The sequence below is a fragment of the Olleya namhaensis genome (assembly GCF_900114005.1).
In the GTDB taxonomy this organism is placed as follows: Bacteria; Bacteroidota; Bacteroidia; order Flavobacteriales; family Flavobacteriaceae; genus Olleya; species Olleya namhaensis.
In genome coordinates this window covers 25090-38006 of the sequence record NZ_FORM01000006.1, presented here as the reverse complement: position 1 = coordinate 38006, position 12917 = coordinate 25090, and the positions used below count along the sequence as shown (strand labels likewise).

At 32.9% G+C, this 12917-nt stretch carries 9 protein-coding genes; all 9 read left to right on the top strand.

Annotated elements, in window-relative coordinates:
* Positions 1 to 15: 15 nt before the first annotated feature.
* The 9 genes from BMZ09_RS10280 (at position 16) to BMZ09_RS10240 (ending at position 12861) form a co-directional block, all read left to right on the top strand.
* Positions 16 to 1317 carry an anthranilate synthase component I family protein gene (locus tag BMZ09_RS10280; protein WP_090840211.1) on the top strand — a complete coding sequence of 434 codons (1302 nt, stop codon included), beginning with the start codon at positions 16 to 18 and terminating at the stop codon, positions 1315 to 1317.
* A gap of 22 nt (positions 1318 to 1339) precedes the next feature.
* The gene (tilS, locus tag BMZ09_RS10275) at positions 1340 to 2668 is read left to right on the top strand and encodes a tRNA lysidine(34) synthetase TilS (protein WP_090840209.1); all 1329 of its coding nucleotides are present in this window, start codon (positions 1340 to 1342) and stop codon (positions 2666 to 2668) included.
* A complete protein-coding gene (locus BMZ09_RS10270) occupies positions 2665 to 5043 on the top strand; it encodes a protein-disulfide reductase DsbD family protein (protein WP_090840207.1) in 2379 nt (792 codons plus the stop codon). The genes tilS and BMZ09_RS10270 overlap by 4 nt, the downstream gene beginning before the upstream one ends.
* Before the next feature lie 50 nt (positions 5044 to 5093).
* Positions 5094 to 6716, top strand: a complete 1623-nt coding sequence (gene ade / locus BMZ09_RS10265; protein ID WP_090840205.1) for an adenine deaminase — start codon at positions 5094 to 5096, stop codon at positions 6714 to 6716.
* A 234-nt stretch (positions 6717 to 6950) separates the two neighbouring features.
* A complete protein-coding gene (locus tag BMZ09_RS10260) occupies positions 6951 to 7910 on the top strand; it encodes a YheT family hydrolase (protein WP_090840203.1) in 960 nt (319 codons plus the stop codon).
* 65 nt (positions 7911 to 7975) lie between these two features.
* Positions 7976 to 9853, top strand: a complete 1878-nt coding sequence (locus tag BMZ09_RS10255; protein WP_090840201.1) for a CocE/NonD family hydrolase — start codon at positions 7976 to 7978, stop codon at positions 9851 to 9853.
* A 46-nt stretch (positions 9854 to 9899) separates the two neighbouring features.
* A complete protein-coding gene (locus BMZ09_RS10250) occupies positions 9900 to 11435 on the top strand; it encodes a YifB family Mg chelatase-like AAA ATPase (protein ID WP_090840199.1) in 1536 nt (511 codons plus the stop codon).
* Positions 11436 to 11556: 121 nt separating this feature from the next.
* A complete protein-coding gene (locus BMZ09_RS10245) occupies positions 11557 to 11946 on the top strand; it encodes a hypothetical protein (protein WP_090840197.1) in 390 nt (129 codons plus the stop codon).
* 189 nt (positions 11947 to 12135) lie between these two features.
* The gene (locus tag BMZ09_RS10240; RefSeq protein ID WP_090840195.1) at positions 12136 to 12861 is read left to right on the top strand and encodes a hypothetical protein; all 726 of its coding nucleotides are present in this window, start codon (positions 12136 to 12138) and stop codon (positions 12859 to 12861) included.
* Positions 12862 to 12917: the final 56 nt, after the last annotated feature.

Sequence of the window (12917 nt, the reverse complement as noted above, 5' to 3'; positions counted from 1 at the left end):
CACAACATTTTTATAGTGAGAACAACGACAAAACATAAACTGACTAATCCTGAGGACTTCAAGCAAAATTTATTGTCTTGGAGCCAACAATTTGACGATGTCGTTTGGCTAGATTCTAACCAATATCAGCAACAGTATTCTAGTTATGATGCCGTTTTAGCTGTGGATGCCTTTACAGGGTTTCAAACGGATTATAAGAATGCGTTTGAACAGTTTAAAGAATACCAAACGTTAGCTAACGACTGGGTTTTTGGTTATTTGTCTTACGATTTAAAAAATGATGTAGAGCATTTAAAATCTGCTAATTATGATGGTTTAGCATTTCCTGATTTATATTTTTTTCAACCTAAAAAAATCTTTTTAATTAAAGGTGATACTGTCGAAATGCAGTATTTAAAAATGGTTGATGATGAAGTGGAAATGGATTTAAATCAAATACGTCAATACAAGGATGAAGGACGTGACAATTTTCCAAATGAAAACGACCCAATTAAAATTGAACTGAGAATAGAAAAAGACGCGTATTTTGATAAGATAAAAACCATGCTTAGTCACATACACAGAGGTGATATTTACGAAGCTAATTTTTGTCAAGAGTTTTATGCAGAGGATACCGTTATAAATCCATTAGAGATTTACAATAAACTTAATGCTATTTCAAAACCACCATTTGCGACGTTTTTAAAGCTAAATGACAAATATCTGATGTCAGCGTCACCAGAGCGTTACATTAAAAAAGAAGGCACTAAAATTATATCACAACCTATAAAAGGGACCGCAAAACGTGAGGACGATTTTATATTGGATTCTATTTTAAAAAACAACTTGGTTACGGACCAAAAGGAGCGTAGTGAAAACGTGATGATTGTAGATTTGGTGCGTAATGACTTATCGCAAACCGCAACAAAGGGTAGTGTTAAGGTTGAAGAGTTATGTAAGATTTATACCTTTGATCAAGTACATCAAATGATATCCACAGTAACCTCTCAGGTGGCCGAAAACACACATCCAATAGATATTATTAAAAGTACGTTTCCTATGGGAAGTATGACTGGAGCTCCAAAAATTTCGGCAATGAAAATTATTGAAACTTTAGAAGAAACCAAACGTGGTTTATACTCTGGTGCAGTCGGCTATATTTCGCCAACAGGCGACTTTGACTTTAATGTCGTTATCCGAAGTATTTTATATAATGCCAGTAATAAATACGTGTCATACTCAGTTGGAGGCGCTATTACTGCAAAATCTGATCCTTTAAACGAATATGAAGAATGTTTGCTTAAGGCTAAAGCCATGAGGACGGTTTTAGAGAGTTAAATAGAAATTTTTACATTTATACATGCAAGAACACTTCCAAAATCACATTAACAACACGCTTCCTTTTCTTAAAAACAGCAAACTATTACTTGCTATTTCAGGAGGTTTGGACAGTGTTATTTTAACGCATTTATGTAAAACATCTGGTTTAGATATTACATTGGCACATTGTAATTTTAATTTACGAGGTATTGAAAGCGATGGAGACGAAAAATTTGTTTTGAATCTAGCTAATAGTTTAGATTTAGAAGTGTTTACTGAAAATTTTGATACTAAGGCTTACGCCGAAAGTAATAAAGAATCCATCCAAATGGCAGCAAGAACATTGCGTTACGATTGGTTTCAGGAATTAGCAACACAGTTGGGTTTTGATTACATTTTAACAGCTCATCATGCAGATGATAATTTAGAAACTTTTTTAATTAATCTGACTCGAGGAACAGGTTTAGAAGGTTTAAAAGGTATTCCGGAAATAAATGAAAACATTGTTAGACCATTGTTGCCATTTTCTAGAGAAACTATCGAAAATTTTGCAGTGTCTAACAAAATAGAATGGAGAGAAGATAGTAGTAATGCATCTACAAAATACTTGCGTAATAAATTAAGACATGATGTTATTCCGGTTTTAAAATCTTTAAATACCAATGTTTTAACCAATTTTAAAAACACATTAAATAATCTTAATGATACAGCAGATATTGTGGAAGAAAGTGTGCAAGCGGTTTTAAAACGTGCAATAATCGATATTGATGATACTCAAATAAGTTATAAAATATCGGAGTTTATTAAAGTTAGTAATCCTAAAGCATATCTATTCGAAATATTTAAAGATTACGGATTTACCCAATGGACAGATATTGTTAATTTGTTGACCGCACAAAGTGGAAAGCAAGTGTTTTCTGCAACGCACCAATTACTTAAAAATAGAGAGACTTTAATTTTAAGTGAATTAAAAACGGAGGATAGTCAGCATGAAAATGAAGGGGCTGTATTAATTACTAATTTTAAAAACGAGGTAGATGTGTCGTTAGGCGTTTTATCTTTTGAAACCACAGAGAGTGTAGAAAAATCGGACACCTCGACGGTGTTTATTGATAAAGAAACGTTAAAATTACCATTAACTGTAAGACATTGGGAAGAAGGAGACTATTTTTACCCTATTGGCATGCAAGGTAAAAAGAAGCTTAGCAAATATTTTAAAGATCAAAAGTTGTCTTTGTTAGACAAGAAAAAGGTTTTATTATTGTGTAGTCAAGATAAAATTGTTTGGGTTATTAATCATCGTGCAGATGATAGATTTAAAGTAACCAATCAAACCAAATCAATACTAAAAATTAAATTATCAAAATGAAGCATATAACCGCTTTTATACTGTTTTTTATTACTGCATTTACTGTAAATGCGCAGTTAGATCCTGTAAAATGGACCACTGAGGTCGAGAAAATATCTGACACAGAATACAACTTGATTTATAATGCTAAAATTGACAACCATTGGCATGTCTATTCTCAGACGTTACCTGAAGGAGGCGCAATTCCTACTGAGTTTTTTTATCAGGAAGATGTTTTAAACAAAGATTTTGAGTTAGTTGGTAAGGCTGTGGAAAGTGAGAGCATCACTGAGTTTGATAAAGTCTTTCAAATGGAGTTGTCTTATTTTGATAATGCGGCAACATTCACTCAAAAAATAAAGGTTACAAATCCAAATATCTCTTCAATTGAGGCTGAAATTAGTTTTCAAGCGTGTGATGACACAAAATGTATTTTTGAAAGCGAAATTGTAACGTTTCAGTTAAAAGAAGAGAAGCAATCTAAAATATTTGATCCTGTAAAATGGACGTCTTCAATAAAAAAGTTAAACGATACTGATTATGAGTTAGTTTATACTGCAACGTTAGAAGACAAATGGCATATTTATTCTCAGAATAATACGGAACCAATGGGACCTATTCCAACTGAGATTACTTTTAAGGATAACGAGAATAAAGATTATAAGACTATTGGTAAGCTAAAGGAGTCTCAAACTATTACAAAGTATGAAAATGCGTTTGCAATGGATGTTACTTATTTTGAAAAACAAGCAATCTTCACTCAAAAAATACAAGTACTAAATCCTGCGATTAAAAAAATTGAGGCGGAAGCGTATTATCAAGCTTGTGACGACGAAAAATGTTTGGCGCCAACGACATTTCAATTTATAAACAATCTTGATGGAAGCCAAGGTCTTGTGGAGACTTTAGCTATTGATCCACAAGATTTAGAAAAATCAAGAGCACTTAGTTTAGGTGTTACTGGTTGGGATAAATACAAAAAGGAAGACGTTAAAGAAGAGACTAACTTCGGAATATTTGTCCTTGGATTTATTGGAGGTTTAATAGCTTTATTAACGCCATGTGTCTTTCCAATGATACCTTTAACGGTTTCATTTTTTACAAAAAGTGCTGAGAATTCTCAAAAGGGATTAGCTAACGCAATCATTTATGGGCTTTTTATTTTAATCATATATGTGTTATTATCATTACCATTTCACTTTTTAGATTCATTAAATCCAGAAATACTAAACACGATATCTACTAATGTGACGTTAAATATTATTTTCTTTTTGATTTTAGGCTTTTTCGCATTTTCATTCTTTGGATTTTACGAGATTACTTTACCTGCATCATGGGGAAATAAAATGGATGAAACATCGTCTAGAATTGGTGGTTTTATCGGTATCTTTTTTATGGCTTTGACCTTAGCAATTGTATCTTTTTCTTGTACTGGTCCTATTTTGGGGTCATTATTAGCAGGCTCGCTAACAAGTGATGGTGGCGCTATGCAATTGACAGCAGGAATGAGCGGTTTTGGATTAGCTTTAGCTTTACCGTTTACATTATTTGCAATGTTTCCAAAATGGTTAAACTCATTACCTAAATCTGGAGGTTGGTTAAATTCAGTTAAAGTGGTTTTAGGATTCTTAGAATTAGGGATGGCATTTAAGTTTTTATCAAATGCAGATTTAGTTAAACATTGGGGACTTTTAAAGCGTGAAGTATTTATCGGTATTTGGATTATAATTGGGATAGGTCTATTACTTTATTTATTAGGAAAAATTAAGTTTCCGCATGATAGTCCACTAAAAAAGTTAAGCTTTAGTCGCATATCATTTGCTGTACTAGTGGGAGCATTTGTTATTTATTTAATTCCTGGATTGACTAATACAAAATATGCTAACTTAAAATTATTGAGTGGTTTCCCACCACCTTTACCATATAGTCTTTATGAAAAAGATAGCGATTGCCCGTTAGGTTTAAATTGTTATAAAGATATAGACCAAGGTCTTGCAGCAGCAAAAGAAGAAAATAAGCCAATCATGTTAGATTTTACAGGTTGGGCATGTGTCAACTGTAGAAAAATGGAAGAGCAGGTTTGGAGTCAAGATGCTATTTATCAAATCCTAAAAGACGAGTATATTATTGTGTCTTTATATGTGGATGACAGAAAAGAATTACCAAAAGAGGAACAGTTTAAATTTGTCAAAGCCAATGGTAATTTAAAAAACATTAGGACTATTGGAGATAAGTGGGCAACATTGCAAACTTTAAATTTCCAAAATAACTCACAACCATTTTATGTTTTGGTTAATGATAAAATGGAGCTTTTAAACCACACAACAGCTTATACACCAAGTGCTGACCAGTATCTTGAATGGCTTAAAGAAGGATTAGAAAATTTTAAAAAATAAATTAAAAATCCTGCATTAGCGGGATTTTTTTTACTGTTATATAGTACAACATGAAAACAATACAAGGACAAATAGTAGACATACAAAACAAGCGTGTTTTTAGTGGAGAAATTACTATTAGCGCAGGTAAAATCACCTCTATTACAGAAAAAGAACACGATAGTAAGCATTACATTTTACCCGGTTTTGTAGATGCACATATACATATTGAAAGCTCGATGTTAGTACCATCAGAGTTTGCGAAAATAGCAGTTAAACATGGGACTGTTGCTACGGTTAGTGATCCGCATGAAATTGCGAATGTATTAGGTGTAGCAGGAGTGGAGTTTATGATTGAAAACGGTAAGAAAACACCATTTAAATTCAATTTTGGAGCACCAAGTTGTGTCCCAGCAACTACTTTTGAATCGGCTGGAGCAGTTATAGATTCTGACGACATTAAAACCCTTATGGCTAATCCAGATATTAAGTATCTAGCCGAAATGATGAATTATCCTGGCGTGTTGTTTGATGATGAGGAAGTACTTAAAAAAATAGCGTGGGCAAAACACTATAATAAACCTGTAGATGGTCACGCACCAGGTTTAAGAGGTGATGACGTTACTAAATATATCAATGCAGGAATTAGCACAGATCACGAGTGTTTTACCTATGACGAGGCATTAGAAAAGCTTCAAAAGGGAATGAAAATCTTGATTAGAGAAGGTAGTGCTGCTAAAAACTTTGAAGCTTTAATAGATTTATTACCTGAGCATTATCAAAACATGATGTTTTGTAGTGACGATAAACATCCTGACGATTTATTATTAAACCATATAAACGCCCTTTGCGCTAGAGCAGTAGCTAAAGATATTGATGTGTTTAAAGTGCTGCAAGCAGCTTGTGTCAATCCTGTAAAACATTATAATTTAGATGTTGGATTATTACAAAAAGATGATGTTGCCGATTTTATTATTGTTGAAGATTTAAAAGATTTTAAAACATTACAAACGTATATAAATGGTGAGTTAGTGTTTAACAACGGAACGTCTTTAATTAAGCACGTAGATTTTGAAAATCTTAATAATTTTGATACTGAAATTAAAACGATTGAAGACTTTAAAGTCGAAAGTACAGCTAAACAAATACGCGTTATTGAAGCTTTAGAAGGACAGTTGGTAACTAATCAATTAATTGAAGAAGCAACAATATTAAACGGAAATTTAGTTTCAAATACAGTTACTGATGTCTTAAAAATGACAGTAGTTAACCGTTATAAAAACGACAAGCCAGCGTTAGCGTTTATTAAAAACTTTGGTTTAAAAGAAGGTGCCATTGCAAGTTCTGTGGGACATGATTCTCACAATATAATTGCGGTAGGTGTTAGCGACGAAGCCATTTGTAAAGCAGTTAATTTAATAATTGAAAATAAAGGTGGTATTTGCGCGGTGTCTGATACAGATCAAAAAATAGTATCGCTTCCTGTTGCTGGAATTATGAGCGATAAAAATGCCGAAACTATTGGGCACGCTTACGCGGAATTGGATGCGTTTGCTAAACAATTGGGTACAACATTAAATGCACCTTACATGACCTTGTCTTTTATGGCATTATTAGTTATTCCTTCACTAAAATTGAGTGATAAAGGCTTGTTTGATGGTGGAAAATTTGAGTTTACTAGTTTAGAGGTTTAGTGTTTATATACTAGCTAAACAATTGTCATTTTGAGCGCAGTCGAAAACTTGAGAGTTTAGATTTTATAGCATTTCGACTTCGCTCAATGTGACCGTTTTATAATAATTGTTATTTTACTAGCTAAACAATTGTCATTTTGAGCGCAGTCGAAAAACTTGGGATCTTAGGTTTTATAGCATTTTGAGTGCACACAATGTGACAGAATTTTTAAAAATAAAAAAAATAACCATTAAATGCCAATCCTAAAAACCACATATAAACCTAAATTTATGTTCAGAAATGGGCATATTTCAACGATCTATTCAGGTGTATTACGTAAAGTAGAAGGCGTAACTCAAAAACGAGAGCGTATTAATTTACCAGATCAAGATTTTATAGATTTAGATTGGAGTTATGCTGGTAATAAGACTAAACAATTATTAGTGGTTTTACACGGTTTAGAAGGTAATGCACAACGTCATTATATGTTAGGATCTGCTAAAATGGCTAACCAAAACAATATGGATGCGGTTTGTGTTAATTTTAGAGGGTGTAGTGGAGAGGTAAACAAAGCGTTTCAATCTTACCATTCAGGAAAGACGGATGACTTAGCTTCAGTTATAAAACACATTACGACTCAGTTTGATTATGATACCATTTACCTAAATGGATTTAGCTTGGGTGGTAATGTTATTTTAAAGTATTTAGGTGAAACATCAGATTTGCCAAAACAAATTAAAGCAGCAGTAACAGTATCTGTTCCTGTATATTTAAGAGGATCTTTGGAGCAGTTAATGTCCTCTAAAAACTATGTGTATTCAAAGAAGTTTCTAAGAAATTTGAGAAGTAAACTAGTAGAGAAACAACAGTTATTTCCTCAAAAAATAAACAATCAAGATTTGAGTGCTGTCAAAACTCTAAAAGATTTTGATGATGTGTATACCTCAAAAGCACACGGGTTTAAAGATGCTTATGATTATTATGAGCAATCTAGTAGTCTGCAGTATTTAAAACACATTTCAATTCCTACTTTACTGATAAATGCACAAAACGATTCTTTTTTATCAAAAGAATGTTACCCGATTCAAGAAGCAGAACAAAATGCTAATTTTTATTTAGAAATGCCTAAATATGGTGGACATGTTGGTTTTTATGATGAACAAAACACCTATTATTCGGAAAAACGAATGCTTCAGTTTATTACTAATTTATAGCGTACAGCTCTAGTTTCAGTTTAGTAATAAAATACCTATCTTTAGTTTTTTTAAATCAAAAATTAATGAAACGTATCCTTCTTTTATTAGCCATAACGCTAGTATTTTCGTCTTGTAAAGACCAACTAAAATTAGACACCACTACCACCGAAAAAACAAAAGACACTTTTATTGTTGCAGAACATTACAATAAAAAAGAAGTCTCTATTGCTATGCGTGATGGTGTAAAATTACATACCACTATTTATTCGCCTAAAGATACTTCTAAACAGTATCCAATTTTAATGCAACGTACACCTTACAGTTGCAGACCTTATGGAGATGCCGAGTTTAAATCAAAGATAGGACCTAATCAATATTTAATGAAAGAAGGTAATATTATAGTCTATCAAGATGTTAGAGGACGTTGGAATAGTGAAGGGGTTTATGATAACATGAGACCGTTTATACCAAATAAAACAGGCAAACAATTTGACGAAGCTAGTGATACGTATGACACTATAGATTGGTTAGTAAATAATGTAGATAATACTAATGGTAATGTGGGGACTTGGGGAATTTCTTATCCTGGGTTTTATGCGACTTACTCTACGTTATCGGGCCATCCTGCTTTAAAAGCAGCTTCTCCTCAAGCTTGTATTAGTGATTTCTTTTTTGATGATTTTTTCCATAATGGTGCTTTTTTGTTAAGTTATTGGAGAGCAACGACCCTATTTGGTTACATGAAAGAAAAACCAACAACAGAATCTTGGTATGAGTTTCCAAAACTAGGAACAGAAGATCAGTACCAATTCTTTTTAGATGCAGGACCACTTAGCAATTTAAATTCATATTTTAAAGGTGATAATGTCTTTTGGAATCAAATTCAAAGCCATCCTAATTATGATGAATTCTGGCAGAGTAGAGGAATTCTACAACATTTAAAAGATATTAAACCAGCGACGCTAGTCGTAGGAGGTTTATTTGATGCTGAAGATTTATACGGACCATTTAATACGTATAAGTCTATTGAAAAAAATAGTAAAAACTATAACGGTGTTGTCTTTGGACCTTGGAGTCATGGGGATTGGGCAAGAAGTAATGACCGTCAAGTAGTGGGTAATATTCATTTTGGAGATAGTATCTCTGATTACTTTCAGAAGAATATCGAAACTAAATTCTTTAACCATTTCCTAAAAGAAAAAGCAGATGGTACAGTGGACTTACCAGAAGCTCACTTTTTTAATACAGGATCCAAACAATGGTCAGATTTTACGGCTTGGCCACCAGAAAACAGCGTTAAAGAAAGCTATTTTATGCAACCAAATCAGCGTTTAACGCAAAAAGCAAATCGTATGATAGCGACTAGTGATTTTATTAGTGACCCTAAAAAACCTGTACCATACACCGAAGATATAAAAGTAGTGTTTACACCACGTAAGTTTATGACGGACGACCAACGTTTTGCTTCAAGACGTCCTGATGTTTTAACTTTTGAAACTGAAGTTTTAGAAAATGACATTACTTTAGCTGGAGATATTTTAGCCAAATTACAAGTGTCAACAACAGGAACATCTGCAGACTGGATTGTAAAAGTTATAGATGTTTTTCCTGCTGACACAGAAAACACTGACGATGTACAAGACCATTTAAAACTAAGTAACTACCACATGCTAATTAGAAGCGAAACTATGCGTGGGCGTTTTAGAAATAGTATGATTAATCCAGAACCTTTTGAGCCAAACCAAAAAACAGCGGTAAATATTAAATTGCAAGATGTGTTACACACTTTCAAAAAAGGACATAAAATACAAGTACAAGTACAAAGTACATTTTTTCCTTATATAGATATTAATCCACAAACGTATGTCGATAATATTTTTGAAGCAAAAGCGTCCGATTTTAAGGCACAAACACATAAAGTTTATAACGATTCTGCAATAGAGTTTTCAGTTTTAAAGTAATGTCTTGAATCTTTTTCCTACTTTTAGTATCTAAACCAACCATTTTATGCTAAGAAAAGTTTTTGGAAGTGCGGTCTTTGGCGTTGAGGCTACGACAATAACAGTAGAAGTTAATATAGATAGTGGTATCGGCTACCATCTTGTTGGACTACCGGATAATGCGATTAAAGAAAGTAATTTTAGGATTGCGGCAGCGCTACAAAATAATGGTTATAAAATTCCTGGAAAAAAGATAATTATCAATATGTCACCAGCAGACCTTCGTAAAGAAGGTTCTGCTTATGACTTGACGTTGGCAATGGGTATTTTAACCGCGTCTAAACAAATTGCAGCAGACAATTTAGAAGACTTCTTAATCATGGGAGAATTATCCTTAGATGGAAGCTTACAACCTATTAAAGGGGCTTTGCCAATTGCAATTAAAGCAAGAGAGGAAGGTTATAAAGGTTTTATATTACCTATCCAAAATGTAAAGGAAGCTGCGATTGTTGACGGATTGGAAGTGTATGGTGTAGAAAATATTAGTCAAGTCATTAAATACTTTGATAAAGGCGAACCTTTAGAACAAACCATCATTAATACACGAGAAGAGTTTGAAAAGAACTTAGATTTTCCTGAATTTGATTTTAGCGATGTACGTGGGCAAGAAAGTATTAAACGTTGCATGGAAATTGCAGCAGCAGGCGGACATAATATAATCTTAATTGGACCTCCAGGTGCAGGAAAAACAATGTTAGCCAAACGTTTGCCTAGCATATTGCCTCCAATGACATTACATGAAGCTTTAGAAACAACAAAAATACATAGTGTCGTGGGACGTGTTAAAGACACCGGTTTAATGTCTCAAAGACCATTTAGAAGCCCGCATCATACTATTAGCGACGTCGCGTTGGTTGGTGGTGGGGCGTATCCACAACCAGGAGAAATATCGTTATCTCATAATGGGGTGTTGTTTTTAGACGAATTACCAGAATTTAAACGAGGTGTTTTAGAAGTCATGCGTCAACCTTTAGAGGATAGAGAGGTGACTATTTCTAGAGCTAGATTTACAGTTACGTATCCCTCATCTTTTATGTTGGTGGCTAGTATGAATCCTAGTCCTAGTGGTTATTTTAATGATCCAGATTCTCCTATAACCAGTAGTCCAGCTGAAATGCAACGCTATTTAAGTAAAATCTCAGGTCCACTTTTGGATAGAATAGATATACATATAGAAGTTACACCGGTACCTTTTGAAAAATTATCTGAAGAACGTAAAGGCGAATCATCTGTAGACATAAGAAAACGAGTGACTAAAGCCCGAAAAATACAAACCACCCGTTTTGATACATTTGAGAATGTACATTATAATGCACAAATGTCTACCAAGCAGATTAGGGTGTATTGTAAACTAGAAGAAGCTTCTAAACAATTATTAAAAACAGCAATGGAACGTTTAAATCTTTCTGCAAGAGCATATGACCGTATTTTAAAAGTATCCAGAACTATTGCTGACTTAGAGGAAAGTCAAGACGTTTTAGGGAGCCATATTAGCGAAGCCATACAGTATAGAAGTCTAGATAGAGATGGTTGGTTAGGATAATTTAATTAGGAGGTGCTACAATCGGTTTCTTTTTCATAATTTAGCAAGGCTATTAATTAATAACTATATGCTTAAAAAGGAAACCTAAACAAGGTTTTTGTTTTTAAGTAAAACTAAACTTATGGAACAAACTGAAAACGGATTACCAAAGGGAATTATCACATCAACAGAAGCAAAAGTGCTAAGTGATGAATGGACAAACTTAAGAAAAGAAGCCAATGACAAGGCGCAAGGAGGTACAGGAGACAACAGGTCTTCTTGGTACTCTTTAGATGATTTACAAGCCTTTATTAACAGTGTTAAAGAAAAATATGAAACGGCTAACGGATTACGTTTTTATTTAGGTGTAAATAAAGATGCTGGCAAAGGAAATGGTTTAACTACGATTTTTATGGTGCCGACGGAGCCAAGTACTGAGGATGATGACGATTTAAATACTGATATTACAGATGCTGATGGTTTAGATAGAGGATCAAATGGACACCCCCCAATAGGTGCTTACCCTCAATAAATTTTATTTGTAGATATCCTTAGTATTATTAAAATAGTTTAATACTATTGTAAAAAAATGGCAGCCATTAAAATATATACGCCTGTTGAAGGCATTATTTGATGGCTGTTTTTTGTTTGTAAAACATCTCATGTTTTGAGGTTAATTTAATAAACTAAACAATAATAAATAAAAGTTATACAATTAATAATGAGCTCTTTTCTTTTAGAAAATTATGTATTGATTTATCGTAGTGCAGAAATACTAGCAGCAGTGGCGGGTTTGGTTTTGTATAAAAAATTTAAATCTAAAGCAGTAAGGCTTTTTATTTGGTTTTTGGTTTATGTTCAATTTATTGAAATAGTTGGAGCTTACCCATTGTTTTTAGCTAAAACGGAGCAGTTTAGTTGGTTAAAAAGCATAATTAAAAACACGATTTTTGATAGAAATTTTTGGTTTTTTCAAGTCTTTTGGACTGTTTTAAGCACAGCTATTATAGCCCTTTATTTTATTTTAATAAATAAAAATAATGGAATAAAAAAAGGTTTAAAAATACTCTTAACTAGTTTTCTAGTGCTATCTACAATTATTCTTATTGTGGACTACAATGCGCTACATACTAATTCTATTTTTTCATTAGAAATTTTAAGTTTAATCGTTATTTTAAGTGTAACAATATGTTATTTTATCCAATTACTTGATTCTGAGCAAATATTAAAATTTTATAAATCTTTAAGTTTTTATATCGCTATTGGCGTTTTCTTTTTTTGGTTAGTGACAACACCATTGTATTTTTTCGAGCAATACTTTAATGCTAATGACTACGCTTATGTACACATAAAAAATTATGTGTATTTATTTTCTATAGTTTTTATGTACCTTTCTTTTGCTATTGGTTTTATTGTATCCACGCCAGAAAAGGAAATTGAAAAGTAAAGTGTTAGTTTTAAAGGTTTAAATGTTGTTTAGGTTTTTTTTAGTACATTTAAAAC